Annotated in this window: 20 protein-coding genes; 6 read left to right on the top strand and 14 right to left on the bottom strand. The window is 62.9% G+C overall.

Annotated elements, in window-relative coordinates:
- Positions 1 to 31: 31 nt before the first annotated feature.
- Entirely contained in the window at positions 32 to 958 is a 927-nt protein-coding gene (gene ubiA, locus LH365_RS14320) for a 4-hydroxybenzoate octaprenyltransferase (RefSeq protein WP_226746038.1), read from the bottom strand.
- Positions 959 to 1,265: 307 nt separating this feature from the next.
- Between ubiA and LH365_RS14315 the strand changes: the two genes are divergently transcribed.
- The 3 genes from LH365_RS14315 to LH365_RS14305 are packed head-to-tail and all read left to right on the top strand — an operon-like array spanning position 1,266 to position 3,012.
- The gene (locus LH365_RS14315; RefSeq protein WP_226746037.1) at positions 1,266 to 1,643 is read left to right on the top strand and encodes a PadR family transcriptional regulator; all 378 of its coding nucleotides are present in this window, start codon (positions 1,266 to 1,268) and stop codon (positions 1,641 to 1,643) included.
- A 5-nt stretch (positions 1,644 to 1,648) separates the two neighbouring features.
- Complete coding sequence (locus LH365_RS14310; RefSeq protein ID WP_226746036.1) at positions 1,649 to 2,215, top strand: DUF1700 domain-containing protein; 567 nt, start codon at positions 1,649 to 1,651, stop codon at positions 2,213 to 2,215.
- Positions 2,216 to 2,232: 17 nt separating this feature from the next.
- Positions 2,233 to 3,012: a GIN domain-containing protein gene (locus tag LH365_RS14305; RefSeq protein WP_226746035.1), complete on the top strand. Its 780-nt coding sequence runs from the start codon at positions 2,233 to 2,235 to the stop codon at positions 3,010 to 3,012.
- A 144-nt stretch (positions 3,013 to 3,156) separates the two neighbouring features.
- On the opposite strand, the gene LH365_RS14300 is transcribed toward LH365_RS14305, so the two are convergent.
- The 3 genes from LH365_RS14300 to LH365_RS14290 form a co-directional block, all read right to left on the bottom strand.
- On the bottom strand, positions 3,157 to 3,726 hold the full coding sequence (locus LH365_RS14300) for a hypothetical protein (RefSeq protein WP_226746034.1): 570 nt from the start codon (positions 3,724 to 3,726) through the stop codon (positions 3,157 to 3,159).
- Between the two features lie 205 nt (positions 3,727 to 3,931).
- A complete protein-coding gene (locus LH365_RS14295) occupies positions 3,932 to 5,296 on the bottom strand; it encodes an ATP-binding protein (protein ID WP_226746033.1) in 1,365 nt (454 codons plus the stop codon).
- Positions 5,297 to 5,417: 121 nt separating this feature from the next.
- Positions 5,418 to 6,119 (bottom strand): response regulator, encoded by a 702-nt coding sequence (locus LH365_RS14290; RefSeq protein ID WP_226746032.1) that lies wholly within the window; start codon positions 6,117 to 6,119, stop codon positions 5,418 to 5,420.
- A gap of 234 nt (positions 6,120 to 6,353) precedes the next feature.
- Here LH365_RS14290 and LH365_RS14285 point away from each other — a divergent pair, with 234 nt between their 5' ends.
- Positions 6,354 to 7,679 carry a NupC/NupG family nucleoside CNT transporter gene (locus tag LH365_RS14285; protein ID WP_226746031.1) on the top strand — a complete coding sequence of 442 codons (1,326 nt, stop codon included), beginning with the start codon at positions 6,354 to 6,356 and terminating at the stop codon, positions 7,677 to 7,679.
- 51 nt (positions 7,680 to 7,730) lie between these two features.
- Here the strand turns inward: LH365_RS14285 and LH365_RS14280 are convergent, their stop codons facing one another.
- From LH365_RS14280 to LH365_RS14260, 5 genes are all read right to left on the bottom strand, one after another.
- Positions 7,731 to 8,420, bottom strand: coding sequence for an ABC-type transport auxiliary lipoprotein family protein (locus LH365_RS14280; protein ID WP_226746030.1), 690 nt, complete (start codon positions 8,418 to 8,420; stop codon positions 7,731 to 7,733).
- Entirely contained in the window at positions 8,420 to 9,382 is a 963-nt protein-coding gene (locus LH365_RS14275; RefSeq protein ID WP_226746029.1) for an MlaD family protein, read from the bottom strand. The genes LH365_RS14280 and LH365_RS14275 overlap by 1 nt, the downstream gene beginning before the upstream one ends.
- A complete protein-coding gene (locus tag LH365_RS14270) occupies positions 9,383 to 10,183 on the bottom strand; it encodes an ABC transporter ATP-binding protein (protein WP_226746028.1) in 801 nt (266 codons plus the stop codon).
- Positions 10,183 to 11,325, bottom strand: coding sequence for an ABC transporter permease (locus tag LH365_RS14265; RefSeq protein ID WP_226746027.1), 1,143 nt, complete (start codon positions 11,323 to 11,325; stop codon positions 10,183 to 10,185). The genes LH365_RS14270 and LH365_RS14265 overlap by 1 nt, the downstream gene beginning before the upstream one ends.
- 185 nt (positions 11,326 to 11,510) lie before the next feature.
- Positions 11,511 to 11,759, bottom strand: a complete 249-nt coding sequence (locus LH365_RS14260; RefSeq protein WP_226746026.1) for a DUF3253 domain-containing protein — start codon at positions 11,757 to 11,759, stop codon at positions 11,511 to 11,513.
- 41 nt (positions 11,760 to 11,800) lie between these two features.
- Between LH365_RS14260 and LH365_RS14255 the strand changes: the two genes are divergently transcribed.
- A complete protein-coding gene (locus LH365_RS14255; RefSeq protein ID WP_226746025.1) occupies positions 11,801 to 12,247 on the top strand; it encodes a PaaI family thioesterase in 447 nt (148 codons plus the stop codon).
- Positions 12,248 to 12,285: 38 nt separating this feature from the next.
- On the opposite strand, the gene LH365_RS14250 is transcribed toward LH365_RS14255, so the two are convergent.
- The 5 genes from LH365_RS14250 to LH365_RS14230 all read right to left on the bottom strand — a co-directional run bounded on the left by LH365_RS14250 (position 12,286) and on the right by LH365_RS14230 (position 16,858).
- Positions 12,286 to 12,930, bottom strand: coding sequence for a 3-oxoacid CoA-transferase subunit B (locus LH365_RS14250; RefSeq protein WP_226746024.1), 645 nt, complete (start codon positions 12,928 to 12,930; stop codon positions 12,286 to 12,288).
- A 110-nt stretch (positions 12,931 to 13,040) separates the two neighbouring features.
- Entirely contained in the window at positions 13,041 to 13,748 is a 708-nt protein-coding gene (locus tag LH365_RS14245; RefSeq protein ID WP_226746023.1) for a CoA transferase subunit A, read from the bottom strand.
- Positions 13,749 to 13,832: 84 nt separating this feature from the next.
- Positions 13,833 to 15,062 carry an NAD(P)/FAD-dependent oxidoreductase gene (locus LH365_RS14240; protein ID WP_226746022.1) on the bottom strand — a complete coding sequence of 410 codons (1,230 nt, stop codon included), beginning with the start codon at positions 15,060 to 15,062 and terminating at the stop codon, positions 13,833 to 13,835.
- Complete coding sequence (gene folD, locus LH365_RS14235) at positions 15,063 to 15,968, bottom strand: bifunctional methylenetetrahydrofolate dehydrogenase/methenyltetrahydrofolate cyclohydrolase FolD (RefSeq protein ID WP_226746021.1); 906 nt, start codon at positions 15,966 to 15,968, stop codon at positions 15,063 to 15,065.
- Between the two features lie 35 nt (positions 15,969 to 16,003).
- A complete protein-coding gene (locus LH365_RS14230) occupies positions 16,004 to 16,858 on the bottom strand; it encodes an N-formylglutamate amidohydrolase (RefSeq protein WP_226746020.1) in 855 nt (284 codons plus the stop codon).
- A gap of 90 nt (positions 16,859 to 16,948) precedes the next feature.
- Between LH365_RS14230 and LH365_RS14225 the strand changes: the two genes are divergently transcribed.
- Positions 16,949 to 18,793, top strand: coding sequence for a monovalent cation:proton antiporter-2 (CPA2) family protein (locus LH365_RS14225; protein ID WP_226746019.1), 1,845 nt, complete (start codon positions 16,949 to 16,951; stop codon positions 18,791 to 18,793).
- Positions 18,794 to 19,093: the final 300 nt, after the last annotated feature.

Genomic DNA, 19,093 nt, shown 5'->3' with positions numbered 1-19,093 from the left:
GAGTCATCGTTTCAGCCTCGCGTCCGGCGCTCTAGGGCCGCCAGTGTCCGATCAGGATCGCGGCCACCCACAGCAGGCCAGCCTCGCGATTCGCTTTGAACAGCTTCAGAAGACGCCGGTTATCATCGATTCGCAAGGTGTTGACCTGCCAGAACAGATGCAGACACACAGCCAATAGGCCGGCATAGAGCGGCCAGCTCAGACCGTTGAGGATGCTGCCGATGCCGGTCAGGGCCACGGCCAGGGCGTAAAAGACCGAAATGCCGCTCCTGCCCTTGTTGCCGAGCGCGCGGGCCGAGGATTTCACGCCGATCATGGCGTCGTCCTCGATGTCCTGATAGGCGTAGATGGTGTCGTAGCCCAGCGTCCAGAACATCAGGCCGGCATAGAAGATGACCGCGCCGAGGCTCAGCGTGCCGGTCATGGTCGCCACACCCATCAAAAAACCCCAGTTGAAGGTCAGGCCCAGCCACGCCTGCGGCCACCAGGTGATGCGCTTCATGAACGGATAGGCGGCCACCAGCCCCAGCGAGGCGACGCCCAGCCAGATGGCGGTCCAACCCAGTTGCAGCAGGATCACGAGGCTGATCAGCGAGGACAGGGCGACGAACGCCAGGGCCTGTTTCGGGCGGATCTGACCCGATGGAATGGGACGCAGGCGCGTGCGCTCGACCTTGGCGTCGAAATCGCGATCGACGAAGTCATTGTAGGCGCAGCCCGCCCCACGCATCAGCGCCGAGCCCAGCGCGAACAGGATCAGCTTGTACGCCACTTCGAACGACAAAGGCTCCGCCGCGCCGAAGACGAGCCCCATGGCGCCCGGCAGGAACAGCAGCCAGATGCCGATGGGGCGGTCGAAACGCCCCAGCCTCAGCCACGGGCGCAGCGGCGCAGGGGCGTAGAGGTCCACCCAGTTGGCTTTGGGGGCGTCGGGAAGGGCGAGAGGGTCGTGAGTCATGCGTCCTCATTTGCGCCTTTCGCTCGCGGGTGTCGAGACCCTACCTCCTCCCCTGTAGTGAAGCGTACGGCGGAGGGGGCGAAAACGGAGGAATGCCCCCCTCCGTCACCTCGTTGCACTCGGCGACACCTCCCCCGCTTCGCCAAAGGCTCGCAAGGGAGGATGTTTGGCAAGCTACCTCGCAGCGACAGCTACCACATTACAAATGGTACATGTTTTAAAATGGTATCTTGCAATAAATAGTAGCTTGCCATATACACAATCCCATCACGAGGCGCACAGGGCTCCGTCGAAAGGAAAACCGGAGATGGCCGAAACCATTGACATTCAACTGAAGAAGGGCGTGCTCGGTCTGTGCGTCCTGGCGCTGCTGGCCCGTAACGAGAGCTACGCCTACGAGATCGCCTCGACCCTGTCCGACGCCATCGGCATGGGCGAGGGCACGATCTACCCGCTGATGCGGCGGATGCAGACCGACGGGCTGGTCGATACGCGGCTGGTGGAATCCTCATCGGGGCCGTCGCGCAAATATTATCGCCTGACCGCCGCCGGACACGCCGCGCTCGACGCGCAGGCCGCCGAATGGCGCGGCTTCGCCCGCAGCGTTGACGCGCTGCTGGACGCGAAGCCCCCGGAATCGGAACCGCAGGCTGATCAGGCTCCAAACGAAACACAAGAGGGGTAAGGGACATGACCCGCAACGAATTCATCAACCGGCTGAAGCAGGGCCTTGCCGGCCTGCCCGCCGCCAGCATCGCCGACGTGGTCGCCGATTATGAGGCGCATTTCACCGACGGCGTCGCCGCCGGGCGTTCCGAGGCCGAAGTGGCCGCGGCTCTGGGCGATCCGTCGCGTCTGGCCCGGGAACTGAGGGCCGAGATCGGCCTGAAGCAATGGGAAGACACCAAATCGCCGTCATCGGCGGCCGGTGCGGTCTTCGCTGTGCTGGGTCTGGGGGCGCTGGACATCCTCATCCTGCTGCCCATCCTGATGGGCGTCATCGGGACGCTGTTCGGTTTCTTCATGAGCGCCATCGGCATTTTCATCGCCAGCGGTGCGGTCTTCGCCACCGGGGCCTTCTGGATGCCGGGCGGCGTGTTCGCGGCCCTTCTGGGCGGCGTCGGCGGCATGGCCCTGGCCGTGACCATCGCCGGCCTGACCGCCATCGTCACCGTGTGGCTGGTCAACGGCCTCGTCTGGTACGGCCGCCTGCACTATCGCCTGCTGAAACCCGCGCTCGACGCGCAGAACGCCTGATCGGAGGAGGGAAGACCATGATGATCCGCAAACTTGCCATTATTTCCGGCTCCGCCTTCGTCCTGTCGGTGGCCTGCCTCGCCGGCGCCGCCGGTCTGGCCAGCCACGACATCGCCAAAAACGGCGGGGTGTGGACCCTGTCCGAGGCCGGCGACCATATCCGCTTCATGAAGACGGCCAAGACCGAGATCACCCCCTCGGTCACCCGCACCCTGAACTGGAGCGGCGGCGAGCAGCTTCAGATCGATGTCCCCGCCGAGGTCGTTTATACGCAGGGCGCGACGCCTTCGGTGACCGTCAACGGCCCCAAGGCCCTGACCGACCGCGTGCGTCTCGAAAACGGCCGTCTCTATCTGGCCGACGGCAGGGACGTCGAAAAGGTGGTGCAGTTCCGCTTCGGGCCAGGCCATATCGAAGCCCAGTCCAGCGACGAACTTAAGATCGTCATCACCGCGCCTTCGGTGAAGGACTTCGAGATTTCGGGGTCCGGCGACCTGCGGGTCAGCGCCTACGATCAGCCGACCATCGACCTCAGCATCAGCGGGTCGGGTTCGGCGGAGGTCACGGGCCGGGCCAAGGCGCTCAAGCTGGACATCACCGGCGCGGGCGAGGCAGACCTGTCGGGCCTGACGGTAGAGGACGCCGATGTCAGCATCTCCGGTTCGGGCGATGCCTCGATCGCGCCGACCGGCAAGGTCAAGGTCGATGTGTCGGGTTCGGGCAATGTCGATCTGAAGACCCGCCCAGCGCAGCTCGATACCCGCATCAGTGGGGCGGGCAGCGTCGAGCAGGACTGACGAACATCCTCCCCTGTAACGAAGCGTACGGGGGAGGGGGACCACGAAGTGGTGGAGGGGGCAAAGTCTCGGACTCTGCCCCCTCCGTCATCGACTTCGCGCTGACACCTCCCCCGTACGCTTCGCTACAGGGGAGGAGGATATTTAAGCCCGTCTCGCCTCACGCACCCGCGCAGCAGGCACGACGCGGGCGAAGGCGCGGGGGCCGAACAGCGTCATTTCCATGCCTGTCTCGAGAATATCGCCGCGCCTGGGCGACTTCAGGAACAGGTCTTCGTCGGGCGTGATGACGTAAAGGCCTTCGGGGGCATAGATCACCACCAGGCTCTCGTTGCGGACCATGCCATCGCTCCACAGCTTGAACTGCGTATAGTAGGGCTCCTGACGCCAGGCGTCGGGACGGTCCGGATCGATATCGACATTGAGCGTGACGCCGTTCGTCTCAAGCCGCAGGACGAAGCCGGCGAAATCCGGCCGCCACACGGCGTTCAGATCGTCATGCTTGAGCCACAGGCACTTGAAATCCTGACAGATTTGCGGATGCAGGCCCCAGACGCCACAGCCCTGACCCTCGCGGGTGTGCTGGCAGAGCTTCCCGGCCTTCTTGCCGACGTCCTCGACGTCGTAGACCTTGCAGCACAGATTGCAGTCGCCGCAGGCCTTCATGGGCGCGCGGGAACGGGCAACCGTTCGATGCTTGTCGGCCTCGGCCATGGGAACCTTCTGTTCTGGGTAGACGCGCTTTTACGCCTTTCCAGCGAAGATGCCCTCTGATGGTCAATAAAGGGTTAGGAAACAGGGTTAACGGGGTGTTGCCCTAGAGCGCAATCCGATAAAGAGGGCACCACTTTTCGGAAAAATTGCGCGACCACTCAAAAACTGAGAGCGAGATGATGTTTCCACTTTAAATCACCTCGCCCTAGCTGATCAGCGGAATCCCGATATCGGCGCGCAGACCGCCCAGCGGGCTCTGGTCGAGGTCCAGTTCGCCGCCGTGGCTGCGCACCGTGTCGCGCGCGATGGCGAGGCCCAGCCCGACGCCCTTCTTGTTCTGATTGCGCGCGTCGTCCAGCCGCGAGAAGGGCTTGAGCGCATCCTCGCGCTTTTCGGGCGGGATGCCGGGGCCGTCGTCGTCGACATAGATGTGCAGCGACTGTTTGCCGCCGGGCTTATGCTCGATTCCGGCGGAAACGCGGACATTCGTCGCGTAGTGGAAGCCGTTCATCACCAGATTGGACAGGGCGCGGCTCAGAGCCATGACGCGCACCGAGGTCTCGACGTCTTCGGGCAAGGGGACGAAGTCCGGTGTATGGCCGGCGCGGCGCGCGCCGTCGACCACGGTCTCCAGCAGGCCGTTGATCGAGGTCGTCTGCGGGCTTTCCTGCATTTCGCCGCGCGCGAAGGCCAGATATTCGTCGATCATATAGGCCATTTCCGACACGTCCTGCTTCATGCGTTCGGTGGCGGCGTCCTGCGGGGCCATGGCCAGTTCCAGCTTGAGGCGCGTCAGGGGCGTGCGCAGGTCGTGGCTGACAGAGGCGAGGAGCGTGGTGCGCTGCTCGATATAGCGCTGGATGCGCGACTTCATCTTGAGGAAGTTCTGCGCCGCCGCCCGCACCTCGGCTGCGCCGTAGGGTTTGAAGTGGGGGTCGTCCTCGCCGCGGCCGAACTTCTCGGCGGCCTTAGACAGGCGCTCGATGGCGCGGACCTGATTGCGGATGAACAGGATCGACACGGCGGTCAGCAGCATGGTCGCGCCGGTCATCCACAGGACGAAGATGTGGGCGCGCGTGGCGAAGGCGCGCTCTCGCGGGGCGATGACGCGGATGACGCCGTCCCTGACCTTCACCCGGATGTCGACCGCCCCGGCATAACGCGTGGTGTCGTACCAGAAGGGATCGTCGAGTTGCTCGGTCAGCGCGCGTTTCAATGAGCGGTCGAGCGCCGCCCAGGCGTTGCGCCGGCGGCTTTCGGGCAGGTCGCGTCCCGGCTGATAGACGATGGACAACTGCATCGACTTCTGCGCGGCGGCGGAGATGTCGGCCATGTTTTCCGCTGTCGGCTCGGCCTTATAGGCGTCGACGGCCCAGGCCACGTCACCGACCAGCCCTTCGGACAGCTTGGCCGTAACGGTTTCCCAGTGCATGTCGAAGAAGGCCCAGGTCACCGCCACCTGCATCAGGGCGACGGGCAGGACGATGATCAGCAGGGCACGGCCCCACAGCGTCTTGGGGATTTTGCGCTTGATGGCCTGCGGCCAGAATTTTAGACGAGGTATGCGCATTAAACAGTCTCCCCCTCTCCCTTGAGGGAGAGGGTGGCGCATGAGCGCCGGGTGAGGGGGAAAACGAGGAGGTGTCCCCCTCACCCCGACCCTCTCCCTCAAGGGAGAGGGGGCAGAAAGGTTAGTCCGGTGCCAGCATGTAGCCCTTGCCGCGCACGGTCTGCAGATAGCGCGGGTTCTTGGGGTCGGGCTCTATCTTGCGGCGCAGGCGGGTGACCTGAACGTCTACCGCCCGGCCCGTGGTGTCGACGCTGTCCTTGGCGAGGTCCATGCGGTCGACGGGCACATTGGCGCGCTCGGCGAGGTATTTAAGCAGTTGCGCCTCGGCCTCGGTCAGGCGCACCATCGCTCCGTTCCGTGTCAGTTCGGCGCGTTCAAGGTCGAAGCTGATCTGGCCCATGCTGACCGTTTTGGGCAGGGCGGGCTTGACGCCGGTGCGGCGCAGGATGGCTTCGATACGCAGCAGCAGTTCCTGCGGCTCGAACGGCTTGGACAGATAGTCGTCGGCCCCGAGGCTCAGGCCCATGATGCGGTCGTCGGGCAGGCCGCGCGCCGTCAGGATAAGGATGGGCACGTTGGAATGCTGACGCACCCATTTCGACAGCGAAAAGCCGTCTTCGCCCGGCATCATCACGTCGAGGATGAGCAGGTCGAAATCCAGCAGTTGCAGCATGCGCTTGGCGGCGTCGGCATGGGCGGCGGCGGTGACGCGGAAGCCCTGACGCGACAGGAATTCCTTGAGCAGCGTACGGATGCGGTCGTCGTCGTCAACGACGAGCAGGTGGCGAACGACGGCGTCATTGAGACCGGGCTGAGGGCTCACTTTAAGTCCTGTCCTTTTTCTGTGCGGCGTCTGAAGGCCTTGATTGCCCGTGAGACTACAGGGGCAAGAGGTGATTTGTCATCAGGATTTGTCGCCTTTTTGTCATAGCCTCTCAGGGATGTGGAAAATATTGTCGGCTATGTGAAGAAAGCGCTTGCCATGGTTTCAAAGGTTATCAGATAGTTACGGTTTGGTCAGCGCAATCGTGTGCAAAGCTGGCAGGGGATAGTGTATATGCCGTCGTACGGAATGCTGAACGTCCAGAGTATACTGGGCATTGTGGTGATGCTGCTGGCCTGTTGGCTCGTCTCGGAAAACAAGAAAAAGTTTCCGGTTTTTCTGACGCTTGGGGCTATCGGGGTTCAGGTTCTGCTGGCTTTCCTGTTCTTCGGCTTCCCGCAATCGCAGGCCGTTCTTGACGGTATCAATTCCGGCGTCGACGCTTTGGCGGCCGCCACCAATCAGGGGACGCAGTTCGTTTTCGGCTATCTGGGCGGCGGTGCGCAGCCCTATGCGGTGGCGGATCAGAATGCCCTGTTCGTCTTCGCCTTTCAGGTACTGCCGCTGATCCTGGTCATTTCGGCCCTGTCGGCGCTGCTGTGGCACTGGCACATTCTCAAATGGATCACGCAGGGTTTCGGCTTCCTGTTCCAGAAGACCATGGGCCTCGGCGGCGCGTCGGCTCTGGCCGTCGCCACCAACATCTTCCTCGGCATGATCGAAAGCCCGATCGTCATCCGCGCCTATCTGTCGAAGCTGTCGCGCTCCGAAGTGTTCATGATGATGGTGGTCGGCCTCGCCACCGTCGCCGGTTCGACCATGGTGGCCTACGCCCTGATCCTCAAGGCGACCCTGCCCAACGCCGCCGGACACGTGCTGGTCGCCTCGATCATCTCGGCGCCGGCGGGCGTGCTTCTGGCGCGCATCATCGTCCCGGAGAAGGAAGGCGAGGGGGGCGCGGTCGCCGACTATAATTCCTCGCTCAAGTACGACAGCGCCATCGACGCTATATCCAAAGGGACGGCGGACGGCCTGATGGTGGTGATGAATATTTCCGCCATTCTCATCGTCTTCGTCTCCTTCGTATCGCTGGTCAATATCCTGCTCGGCATGTTCCCGCATGTGGGCGGCGAACCCCTGTCGCTGGAGCGCGGCCTGTCGGTGGTGTTCGCGCCGCTGGCCTGGATCATCGGCGTGCCGTGGGAGGAGTCGCAGAAGGCCGGCTATATCCTCGGCTCCAAACTGACCCTGACCGAATTCGTCGCCTTTCTGAAATTGGGGGCTATTCCGGCGGATGAAATGAGCGAGCGTACCCGTATGCTGATGACCTACGCCATCTGCGGCTTCGCCAATATCGGTTCGGTGGGCATTACCGTGACGGGTCTGGGCGTGCTGATGCCGGAGCGTCGAGAAGAGGTGCTGAGCCTGGTGTGGAAGGCGCTGTTCGCCGGCTTTATCGCCACCTGCCTGTCGGCGGCCATCATCGGCGCCCTGCCGGACTCGCTGTTCGGCCTGTCGGATACGCCGCCCGCGCCGGTTCCGGCAGTAGCCGCGAAGTAGACACAAAAAAGCCCGGCAGCCCTGCCGGGCTTTTTATCTGAGGTGTAAAGGCTACTGGGCTGGCGTCGCCGTGGCCGCTTCCTTCGCCCTGGCGTCGGCCACCGCGGTTTCGGTAAAGGCGATCACGTCCACCGTCACGCGTGAGGCTGCGGTCTCGAAGCCTTCGACCATCGGCGTCAGGTCGCTCTTGCGCACGGCGACTTCCGACGAGATGAACGTCTCCGCCATGACCTGCCGGTCCTTCAGCCGCACCAGCCGCGCGTCAAGCGCCACCACCACGGTCGGGCGGCGTTTGGCATAGGCGGCCTCGAAGCGGCGCACATTGATGTCGAGGCGGTATTCGCCGGAGACGCGCCCCTGATCGCCGAGGCGCACGTCCTGACTGGCCTCGCGCGCGAAGCCTTCGGACATCAGGTCGCGAAACTGGCCCTGCGCCGAACTGGCCCAGCGGCCCCCGGAGACGTAGGACACTTCATTACCCTCGGTGGTCAGGATGCGGTCGCCCGCAGCCGCGCGGGGGAAGCCGTCGAAATTGACGAAGACATCGATCGGTTTGGCGTCCGGCGTTGCCGGCGGGGCCTTGACCTCGCCCTTCTGCAGCAGCGCCGGGTTGAAGCGGATGGTGTAGAGCTGCACCGGTTTCACTTCGGGCAGGAGCGTGATGCAGCCGGCCAGCCCGGTCGCCATGCCGGCAGCCAGCAGACCTATGCCTAAAGAGCGACGTGTGGAACGCGTGATCATTACGGGTTGACCTTTCTCTCTTTGGCTTTGGCCTTGCCGATCAGACCTTGCGGGCTGGAACGGACTTCGTCGACCAGTTCTTCGACCGAACGGGTGGCCTGATTGAGGTTGCGCAGGCTTTCCGACAGGGCGGGCAGGGTGGTTTCCGACACTTCGTTGATCGGGGCCTGAGCGGCCTTGGACAGGTTGGCGACCTCGGTCGCGGCGGTGGCCAGTTGCGCCGCGGCGTCGTCGATGCGGTTCATGGTCTGCGGGACGCGGTCCTTGACCAGCATGTCGGCGGAGGCCGCCAGCTTCGACAGGTTCTCGGCGGCGATGCCCGCCTGCACGATGGCTTCGTGGGCGTCGTCGAGCAGTTGTTTGCGCTTCTTGAGGTCTTCGGTCAGTTCGCCGATGTCGCCGCTGATGTCCTCGATATTCTTCATCGTCTGGCCGAAGGCGTTGAGGTTCTCGTCCGACATCAGGCGGTTGATGCGGTTGAGCGATTCATAGGCGCTTTCGATCACGCCGCCCGACCCGGCCAGCAGCTTGTCCAGACGGCTTTCGGTGGCGCGGATAACCGGGTTCGGCGCGCCCATGCCCGGTGCGCGCTTGAGCAGAGCCGCTTCCTTGGAGCCCGGCGAAATCTGGATGTAGTTGAGGCCGGTGACGCCCAGCGGTTCCAGCACAGCGGTGGAATCGACGCGGACGGGGGTGGAGGAGTCGATGCGCACGGTGGCGATGACCTGAGCGGTGTTGACCTTACCCAGCTTCAACTCCTTGACCTCGCCGACCTTGATGCCGTTGAAGTGCACTTCGCCGCCCTCGGTCAGGCCGTTGACCGACGAATTGAACACGATGTCGTATTCGGAATAGGTCTCGTTGAAGCTGCCCTGGATCAGCCAGAAGGCAAAGACAAAGGCCGCCGTGGTGAGCACCAGGGTGATCAGTCCGACAACCGCATAATGGGCCTGTCTTTCCATTTACTCTCCTCTCGTCACGGCAGATCTACCACGGGGACCGTGGAAGTACTCGTGAATCCACGGGTGGTCCGATTGTTCCAGCACTTTCGGCGGGGCCTTTTCCACGACCTGCTTGTCGGCCAGCACTGCCACCTCATCGCAGATGGCGTAGAGACTGTCGAGATCGTGCGTGATCATGAACACGGTCAGGTTCAGGCTGTCCGACAGTTCGCGGATCAGCTTGTCGAAGGCCGCCGCCCCGATGGGGTCGAGGCCGGCGGTCGGTTCGTCCAGAAACAGAAGCTCCGGATCGAGCACCAATGCGCGGGCCAGCGCCGTGCGCTTGATCATGCCGCCCGAAAGCTCTGAAGGGCGTTTGTCGGCGGCGTCGAGCGGCAGCCCGGCCAGTGCCATCTTCATCAGGCCGATCTCGCGCATCTGCGCCGGTTTCAGTTTGGCGTACTCGGTCAGGGGCACGCAGACATTTTCGATAACGCTGAGCGCCGAGAACAGTGCGCCGCTCTGGAACAGGACGCCGAAACGCGACTGCATCAGGCGTAATTGCTTCTCTTTCAGCCTGGTGATGTCCTTGCCGAACAGGTGGATCGCGCCCTTAGTCGGCTTTTGCAGGCCGAGGATCGAATTGAGCAGCACCGTCTTGCCCGTGCCGGAGCCGCCGACGACGCCGAGAATCCTGCCGCGCTCGACCGTCAGGCTGAGATCGTCATGGACGAGATGGCTGCCGAACTGGTTGCGCAGCCCTTCGATGACGATCGGGTGCGTTTCGGCGGGGTGTGTAGCGGGGTTCTTGTCTTCGGTCATCAGAAGTCGAACCCGTTGAACATCATGGCGACGATAGCGTCGATCAGGATAATGGTGAAGATGGCCTGCACCACGGCGCGCGTCACCTGACGGCCCAGAGAGATAACGTCTTCGGTGACGTTCATCCCCAGCCGGCAGCCGATGACGGTAATGGCGATGGCGAACAGCGGCACCTTGATCATACCGACGAAGAAGTTCACGAACGGCACGTATTCGGTCATGCGGATCGAAAAGAAGTGCGGGCCATAGCCCAGTTGTCCCCACACCACGACGAAGCCGCCGAACAGGCCGGCCATCGAACCGGCGAAGGTAACCAGCGGCATGGTGAGAAGCAGGGCCGCCAGCCGCGGGAAGATCAGGGCGTCGAAGGGGTTGATGCCCATGACGCGCATGGCGCTGATTTCCTGATTCATCTTCATCGCGCCGATTTCGGCGGTGAAGGACGAGGCCGAGCGCCCGGCGATCAGCACGGCGGCGATGACCGGGCCGAATTCGCGCAGCACCGAGATGCCGATCAGTTCGACGGCGAAGACCGCCGCGCCGAACTGCTGGAGCTGGAGGATGCCCAGAAAGGCGATAACCGCGCCGACGAAGAAGTTGGTGACGCACACCACCATCAGCGCGCCGAAGCCGGCCTGCGCCATCTGCGCCACCAGCGGCGTCCAGCGGATGCGGCCCGGCGTGACGATCGACAGGAAGGCGGTGACGACCAGATGCCCGACAAAGACATTGAGGTCGCGCAGATCTTTCAGGAAGTCTTCGGTACCGCGCCCAAGCTGCGCCAGTTCGTTGACGATGAAGTTGGATTTCCGTTTGGCGGTAGTCTTTTGCGCCTCGGCGACCTTGGGCCCGATGTCGCGGATCAGGGCGTAGACGGCGCTCAGATGCGGCTGATCGGGGAAGAGGGCTTCGCCGTCGCGGTCGCCCGCCGCGCCCAGAGCGGTCCGCAGCGCATAGGCCCCGGCCGTGTCGAAGGCCTTCAGTTCGCCAGTGTCGATGCGAACGTCGCCGGCGGACTTGAGCGCGCTTTTGAGGCGCTCACCGGCGTCGCGCAGGGTAATGGCGGTCCAGTCCCCTTTCAGGCTGACGACGATTGCCCCCCCACCCGGCGGCGTCTCAATTTTAAAATCAGCCTTCGACATCAAATCCGAGCGTAAAAGCAAAACGCGACACGCGCCAGTCTTTGCAGGGCATCATGTTTATCCCAAAAGTGGTAACCACTTTTGCGCATGATGCTCCCATCAGGAGAATGGGCATAATCCTAAATAGATAAGGTTCCGCAAATAAGGAGACAATGCGCGCTGGATTTTCTATGTGGGCACTGTGGTTATTCGGCACCAGCCAGGCGAATGCGCCAGATGCCCTTGATGCCGTCATAATCGACGACCTTGCCCTTGCGCACGATTTCGATGCGTCCGGCTTCGACCAGTTGACCGATGGCGGCGCGCACCTGCGGCAACTGACGGCGCCAGTTTTCTTCGTTTATCATTTTGGCGACTTGATTGGGGCTCAGGGTTTCCTTATCTCCAAGATCGTTCAGGCGTTCGATAATCAGCTCTTCCACCGGGTTCGACATGGCGGGCCCCAATCTTATGTGTGTTGAAACGAGGTATGCAAATGGCCGATCAGCCCAAACCCATTCAGGTCGAGGACGGCGATTTCAAAGGGTGGTTCCTTTCGCCCTTCCATGACGACTATGTCAACCACATCGGCCCGTTTTATTACCTGCCGGACGCTGACGGCAAGATGCAGGTGGCGCTGAAGGTCGAACAGCGGCACCTCAACGGCGGCGGCATCATGCATGGCGGCTGCCTTTTGTCGCTGGCCGATACGGCGCTGTATGTCTTCGCGCTGGAGAACCTTCAGACGTCGGGCGGCGTGACCATGCAGCTTGACGCGCAGTTCCTCAGCCCCGGCAACCTGGGTGACATCGTCGTCGCTACGGGCGAGATCACCCGCGCCGGTCAATCGACCATCTTTGGCCGCGGTCAGATCAAGGTCGGCGACCGCATGGTCATGACCTTCTCCGGCGTCATCAAGCGCGCGAGCAAATCTGGGGCTTGATTATTCCTCCCCAACGAGTTGGGGAGATATGTATAGGGCTACTTCAACGCCACTTCGTAAGCGGCTTCGGTTTTGGCAGCGATCTCTTCCAGAGTCACGTCCGGGGCCAGTTCGACCAGCACAAGGCCCGAACCGTCGGGCTTCACCTCGAACACACCCAGGGTCGAGATGATCAGATCGACTACGCCCGCGCCGGTCAGCGGCAGGTCGCAGCGTTTCAACACCTTGGATTCGCCGTGCTTGTTGGCGTGCTCCATCACCACCACGACCTTCTGCACCCCGGCGACCAGGTCCATCGCCCCGCCCATGCCCTTGACCAGCTTGCCGGGGATCATCCAGTTGGCGATGTCGCCGTTTTCGGCCACTTCCATGGCCCCCAGAATGGTCAGGTCGATGTGGCCCCCGCGGATCATCGCAAACGAGTCCGAAGACGAGAAATAGCTCGTTTCGGGCAGTTCGGTGATGGTCTGCTTGCCGGCATTGATCAGGTCGGGATCAACCTCATCGTCAAAGGGGAAGGGGCCCATGCCCAGCATGCCGTTCTCCGACTGGAAGGTCACCGTCATGCCCTGCGGGATGTGGTTGGCCACCAGCGTCGGGATGCCGATGCCGAGATTGACGTAGTAGCCGTCTCCGAGTTCCTTGGCCGCGCGCTCGGCCAGTTGATCACGTGTCCAGGGCATGACCTATGCTCTCCGAATACTGTGCGGGCGACGGGCCTCGCTCATTTTTTGTTGCGCTATCGCTTCGCTGCTTGAGCGCGCAGCGGCCAGATCGTCACGTGTCCAGGGCATTACGCACCCTCCCTTTGTCTCACCGTGCGTTGCTCGATGCGCTTTTCGAAGCGGCCCCTGATCAGGCGGTCGACATAGATGCCCGGCGTGTGGATGGCGTCGGGATCGAGCGAACCGACCGGCACGATTTCCTCGACCTCGGCCACGCAGACCTTGCCTGCCGTGGCCATCATCGGGTTGAAGTTACGCGCCGTCTTGCGGAAGATCAGATTGCCGCGCTCGTCGGCCTTCCACGCCTTGACGATGCTGAGGTCGGCGACCAGCCCGGTTTCGAGCACATAGGTCTTGCCGTTGAAGTCTTTCAGTTCCTTGCCCTCGGCCACCAGCGTGCCGACGCCGGTCGCCGTATAGAAGCCGGGAATGCCCGCCCCGCCGGCGCGGATGCGTTCGGCCAGCGTGCCTTGCGGATTGAACTCCAGTTCCAGTTCGCCCGACAGGAACTGACGCTCGAACTCCTTGTTCTCACCGACATAGGAGGCGATCATCTTTCTGATCTGCCGCGTATTGAGCAGCATCCCCAGCCCGAAGCCGTCGACCCCGGCATTGTTGGAGATGGCGGTGAGGCCGGTCACGCCACTGTCGCGCAGGGCGGCGATAAGGTTTTCCGGGATGCCGCACAGGCCAAAGCCGCCCGCCATCACCGTCATGCCGTCGAAGGTCAGGCCTTCGAGCGCGCTCTTCGCATCCGCGTATATTTTCGAGGGCATGGACTACCTCCGTTCGCTCGTCGGGAGAACCTAGACCGAAATGTCGTCGCCTGTCATGCGCAAATTGCCGCATCGCAGCAGGATTTAGCGAGGTGTTTGCAGATAGGGTTTCAGCGAAGCCTCGGCATCGGCGACGAAGGCGTCTTCGACCGCAACCGCTTTTTGAATCAACTGCTTGCCTGCCATGAAGTCGGCGGGGCGATTGACGCATTCGACGCAGATGACCTGCTGACGGTCGTTCAGGTGAAACACGCTGAAGGCGCCGGTCTGGGGATCACCACGCGTGACCAACTTGGCGCCGGGGCGGGTGATGCCGGCGATCTGGAGCTTATAGTCGTACTGATCGGACCAGAACCACGGCACTTCGGGCGGTGGCGCCTTGAAGCCGGTGATGGCGGCGGCGGCCTGCTTGGCCTGCTCCAGCGCGCTGGGTACGCTTTCCAGCCGGTAGCGGCCCTCGAACCATGGTTTGACCTCGCGCGAGGTGACGTCGCCGATGGCGAAGACGTCCGCCGCAGAGGTCCGGGCTTCGTGATCGACAATGATGCCGTTCTGGCAGGCGATCCCGGCGGCCTGTGCCAGATCGTCGGCGGGCAGCGCGCCGATGCCGACCAGCAGCACGTCGAAATCGTGTACCACGCCGTCAGCCATGTGGACGCGTCGCAACTCGCCTTCAGCGCTGACGCTCACCACGTCCGCCCCTGTGATCAGATCGACGCCGTTAGTGCGGTGGATGCCGGTAAAGGCTTGCGACAGGACGGTCGACGCCACGCGCGCCAGAATGCGCGGTTCGCGCTCGAACACCGTCACTTCGCAACCCAGCTTGCGGGCCGACGCGGCGACTTCGAGGCCGACATAGCCCGCGCCGATCAGGCCGATGCGGCGGCCCTCGGTCAGTTGCGGCTTGAGCCATTCGGCGTCGGCAATGGTGCGCAACATATGGTAGGGCGTGTCTTTCGCGCCGGGACAGCCGAAAGGCCGCGCCTTCGAGCCGGTGGCGAGGATCAGGTACTCATAGACGATCTGCTCGCCATCGATGGTGACGGTCTTGTCCACCGTGTCGATGGCTTCGACGCGCCGCTCCAGCCACACGGCGATGTCGGCCTCGTCGTAGAATGCCTGCGGGCGCAGATAGAGGTCGTCGCCGGACGCTTCGCCCTTAAGCCACGCCTTCGACAGGGGGGGGCGCTGATAAGGCAGGTGCGGCTCGTCGCCGATCAGGGTGATCTCGCCTTTATAGCCGTACTGGCGCAGGAAGGCCGCCGTCGAGCCGCCGGCATGGCCCGCGCCGATGATGACGACGCCCGCGCTCATTTACAGGTCGCTCGGCACAGGCAGGCCGTGCTGAACGCAGGCGGCTTGCAGGGTGTTGTTCAGCAGGCAGGCAATGGTCATCGGGCCGACGCCCTTGGGCACCGGCGTGATGGCCGTGGCGCGCGGCAGGGCGGCGTCGAAATCAACATCGCCGACGATCTTACCTTTACCGTCAACTTCGATGCGGTTGATGCCGACATCGATCACATAGGCGCCATCCTTGATCCAGTCGCCTTGCACGAATTTCGGGCGACCCACGGCGGCGACCAGCACGTCGGCGGTTCGGCACAGCTCGGCCAGGTTCTTCGTGCGCGAATGGGCGATAGTGACGGTGCAGTTTTCGTTGAGTAGCAGTTGCGCCATCGGCTTGCCGACGATGTTCGAGCGCCCGACGATGACGGCGTTGAGGCCCGACAGGTTGCCGTCTCCGTGCGTTTTCAAGGCATCCTTGAGCAGCATCAGCGAGCCCAGCGGGGTGCAGGGAACGATAGCGTCGAGCCCGACCGCCAGTCGCCCGGCGTTCTGGACGTGAAAGCCATCGACATCCTTCAGCGGGTCGATGGCGTCGATAACCTTGAGCGACGACATGTGCGCGGGCAGGGGTAATTGCACCAGAATGCCGTTGACCGCCGTTTCGGCGTTCAACTCACCGATCAGCTTCAGCAGGTCGGCCTCGGTGGTTTCAGCCGGCAGGACGATGGTGCGGCTGTCCATGCCGACGGCCCTGGTCGTCTCGCCCTTGTTTTTCACGTAGATCTGGCTGGCCGGGTCTTCGCCGACAATCACCACCACCAGACAGGGCGTCAGGCCGTGATCGGCCTTGAGCCTGGTCACGCGCTCGGCGATGCGCTCGCGCAGGCCCCTGGCGTAGCCGAAGCCGTCGATGATGTTGCCGCGCGCGCTCATTACAGCTCTCCGGAAAAGCTTGGGAATTTCGCGGCTCAATTGGCCTGTTTCGCGGCCGAAATCAAGGCCTCCAGCAGCGGTTTCAGCGTTTGCGATAACGGACGCGCGCGCTCGGCGTCAAAGCGTGTCGGGTCGCTCATGTCGAGATAGCAGCTTTGCACGATCTCGATCTGCAAGCTGTAGATGCGGTCTTCGGGACGTCCGTGACCGCGCGTGGTGAAGCCGCCCTTGAAGCGCCCGTCGAGTACGCTGGACCAGTCGGTCGTTTGCGCCATCCAACTCTGCAGGGCCTCGGTGACGGCGGGCGGCAGGGTGCGGCCGCTGTCCGACCCGAAGCTGAGATCGGGCAGGGCGCCTTCGAACAGCAACGGGATGGACGGGCGGATCGAATGGGCGTCGATCAGCAGCGCGAAGCCGTGGCGCGCGCGCGTGGCCTCCAGCACCTCTTCCAGCCTGGCGTGATAGGGAAACCAGTATTGGAAACGCCGCTGCTCGGTCTCAGTGAGGCTCGGTTCCTGCCCCTCCAGATAGATGGGGTGTCGGTCGAAATCGCTGAGCGGACACAGGCCCGTCTCGAACAGGCCGGGATAGAGCGGCGATGAATGCGGATCGCGATTGAGATCAACGACGTAGCGCGAATGGGTGGCGAACAGGGTCGTCGCTTCAAGCTCCGGGGCGAAGTCGTAGAGGCGGTGAACGTGGAAGTCCGTTTCCATCACCGAAAGACCCACGGGATTGAGCTTCGCGGCAATATCCGGCGGCAAATAGGTCCCGACGTGGGGGGCGGCAATAACCAGCGGCCCGCTGCGTTCGGTCAGGGTGAAAAGGTCCGGAGGCGGAAGGTCGCTCATGGTCACAGTTGAGACGACGCGCTTCACCGTGTCAACCATCGCCGGCCGCAACGGGGTTTTTGTCGCGCAACCTATTGTGAAACCGGCACGAACACCCCTATCTTTTGACGACGATTGCGGAGAGATGGCGTGGATACCGGTTTATTGCTCAATGTGTTCGTGTTTCTGGCGGCGGCCTGTCTGGTCGTGCCGCTGGCGGCGCGTTTCAAGCTGGGCGCGGTGCTGGGCTATCTGATTGCCGGCATACTGATCGGACCGTCGGGTCTGGGTTTCATCGACCGCGTCACCTCGACCATGCACTTCGCCGAATTCGGCGTCGTGATGATGATGTTCCTCATCGGGCTTGAGCTGGAGCCCGCGCTTTTGTGGCGGCTGAGGCGGACCATTGTCGGCATGGGCGGTTTGCAGGTCGTGCTGTCGTCCCTGGCCCTGATGGGGGCCATCATGGCCCTGACCAGGTTCGGTCTGAATGTCGGCTGGGAAACCGCGTTGGCCGTCGGCATGGCCCTGTCCATGTCCTCGACCGCGCTGGTGCTTCAGATGCTGGAGGAAAAGCACCTGATGCAGACCCAGGTGGGCGAAACCACCTTCTCCGTCCTGCTGTTTCAGGACATCGCCGTCATTCCCATACTGATCATCATTCCGCTGCTGGCGGCAGGCGGCGGACACGCCTCGGCGGCGCATGGGGGCAGTCTGGTGGAGAGCCTGCCCGTCTGGGCGCAGGCCGTCGCAGGACTGTCGACCATCGCCGTGGTCATCGCCGGCGGGCAACTCCTGTCGCGCTATTTCCTGCCGCGTATCGCCCGCACCAATCTGCGCGAAGTGTTCACCGCCACCTCGCTGGGGCTGGTGGTCGGCGTGACCATTCTGATGCAGCTTGTCGGCGTGTCGCCGGCGCTGGGGGCCTTTCTCGGTGGCGTGGTTCTGGCCAACTCACCCTACAAGACGACGATCGAGACCGACATCCAGCCGTTCAAGGGCCTGCTGCTGGGCCTGTTCTTCATCTCGGTCGGCATGGGCATGGATGTCGATCGCCTGTTGACCCAGCCCGTGCAGTTGCTGGCCGCCGTTATCGGCCTGATGGCCATCAAGGGCCTTATCCTCTACGGGCTGGCGCGGCGCTTCGGTATGGACAATATCGCCGGGTCGGGATTGGCGCTCTCCCTGGCACAGGGCGGCGAGTTCGCCTTCGTGTTGTTTCAGTTGTCGGGGCAACTCGACCTGCTGACGCCGGATCTGCGCCGTTTTCTGACGCTTGTGGTGGCTATCTCCATCGGCGTCACGCCCCTCTGTCTTGAGCTTTTCAACCGGTATGTGGTGCCGCGCTTCCTGACGCTTCTGCCTGAGCGAGCCCCCGACACCATCGAGGAGCGCAACAGTATCATTATCGCCGGGTTCGGCCGTTTCGGTCAGATCATCGGCCGCTTCCTGCGCTCGCAGGGGGTGAATGTGACCATTCTGGAGAACAATCCGGATCAGATCGAACTGCTGCAACGCTTCGGCATCAATCGCGCCTATTTCGGCGACGCCACGCGGCTGGACGTGCTGCGTGCAGCGGGGGCGGAGCAGGCGCGCATGCTGATCGTCGCCATCGACGACGCCGAAGGGGCTGTGCGCATCGTGCAACTGGCCAAGGAAAACTTCCCGCACCTCAAGGTCTTCGCGCGGGCGCGCAACCGCCGCCACGCCTATGAGCTGGATCGGGCCGGGGTGGATTACTATCACCGGGAGACGCTGGACTCGTCGCTGGCCGTCGCGCGCGAGGCGCTGATCGCGCTGGGGGCACCCAAGGCGCAGGTCGAGCGCCGGGCCAGGGCCTTTTTGCAGCACGACGTCGTCACCCTGCGCAAATCCTTTGCCTTCTTCGATTCCGAGCCCGATCTGGTCAATTTCACGCGCCTGAGCCAGAAGGAACTGGAGCGCATCCTGACCGAGGACGAGTCGGACAGCGCCGAGGCGACGAAGAGGGCTTAGAGCACCATTCGCTTGAGACAATTTGAATGACGCAAATTCAGACTCTGTAAGAGCGGACTGGCGGCATCACGTAATCCAACGTCTTCTGTACACGTAATTGGAGGGGTCGTGGTCGAAACAATTTTGTTTACGCCGGAGTTCAATGAGCGCCGGGGTAATTGGACAACGGTTTCATATGCGCTTGGCGCTGGAAGCATATTCAACTCCATAGACATACAGATGCTCGCTAATACCGATCAACGCCTTCTGGTTTTGGAGTGGGCGGCGCTAACCTGACGGTGAACGCACAGAATCGTAACA

This window comes from Asticcacaulis sp. AND118 (assembly GCF_020535245.1).
Taxonomy (GTDB): domain Bacteria; phylum Pseudomonadota; class Alphaproteobacteria; order Caulobacterales; family Caulobacteraceae; genus Asticcacaulis.
This window is presented reverse-complemented; position numbering and strand designations above follow the sequence as displayed.

Coding starts and splice junctions, on each gene's coding strand:
- ubiA (WP_226746038.1), bottom strand. CDS start 958: ATGACTCACGACCCTCTCGCCCTTCCCGACGCCCCCAAAGCCAACTGG.
- LH365_RS14315 (WP_226746037.1), top strand. CDS start 1,266: ATGGCCGAAACCATTGACATTCAACTGAAGAAGGGCGTGCTCGGTCTG.
- LH365_RS14310 (WP_226746036.1), top strand. CDS start 1,649: ATGACCCGCAACGAATTCATCAACCGGCTGAAGCAGGGCCTTGCCGGC.
- LH365_RS14305 (WP_226746035.1), top strand. CDS start 2,233: ATGATGATCCGCAAACTTGCCATTATTTCCGGCTCCGCCTTCGTCCTG.
- LH365_RS14300 (WP_226746034.1), bottom strand. CDS start 3,726: ATGGCCGAGGCCGACAAGCATCGAACGGTTGCCCGTTCCCGCGCGCCC.
- LH365_RS14295 (WP_226746033.1), bottom strand. CDS start 5,296: ATGCGCATACCTCGTCTAAAATTCTGGCCGCAGGCCATCAAGCGCAAA.
- LH365_RS14285 (WP_226746031.1), top strand. CDS start 6,354: ATGCCGTCGTACGGAATGCTGAACGTCCAGAGTATACTGGGCATTGTG.
- LH365_RS14280 (WP_226746030.1), bottom strand. CDS start 8,420: ATGATCACGCGTTCCACACGTCGCTCTTTAGGCATAGGTCTGCTGGCT.
- LH365_RS14275 (WP_226746029.1), bottom strand. CDS start 9,382: ATGGAAAGACAGGCCCATTATGCGGTTGTCGGACTGATCACCCTGGTG.
- LH365_RS14270 (WP_226746028.1), bottom strand. CDS start 10,183: ATGACCGAAGACAAGAACCCCGCTACACACCCCGCCGAAACGCACCCG.
- LH365_RS14265 (WP_226746027.1), bottom strand. CDS start 11,325: ATGTCGAAGGCTGATTTTAAAATTGAGACGCCGCCGGGTGGGGGGGCA.
- LH365_RS14260 (WP_226746026.1), bottom strand. CDS start 11,759: ATGTCGAACCCGGTGGAAGAGCTGATTATCGAACGCCTGAACGATCTT.
- LH365_RS14255 (WP_226746025.1), top strand. CDS start 11,801: ATGGCCGATCAGCCCAAACCCATTCAGGTCGAGGACGGCGATTTCAAA.
- LH365_RS14250 (WP_226746024.1), bottom strand. CDS start 12,930: ATGCCCTGGACACGTGATCAACTGGCCGAGCGCGCGGCCAAGGAACTC.
- LH365_RS14245 (WP_226746023.1), bottom strand. CDS start 13,748: ATGCCCTCGAAAATATACGCGGATGCGAAGAGCGCGCTCGAAGGCCTG.
- LH365_RS14240 (WP_226746022.1), bottom strand. CDS start 15,062: ATGAGCGCGGGCGTCGTCATCATCGGCGCGGGCCATGCCGGCGGCTCG.
- folD (WP_226746021.1), bottom strand. CDS start 15,968: ATGAGCGCGCGCGGCAACATCATCGACGGCTTCGGCTACGCCAGGGGC.
- LH365_RS14230 (WP_226746020.1), bottom strand. CDS start 16,858: ATGGTTGACACGGTGAAGCGCGTCGTCTCAACTGTGACCATGAGCGAC.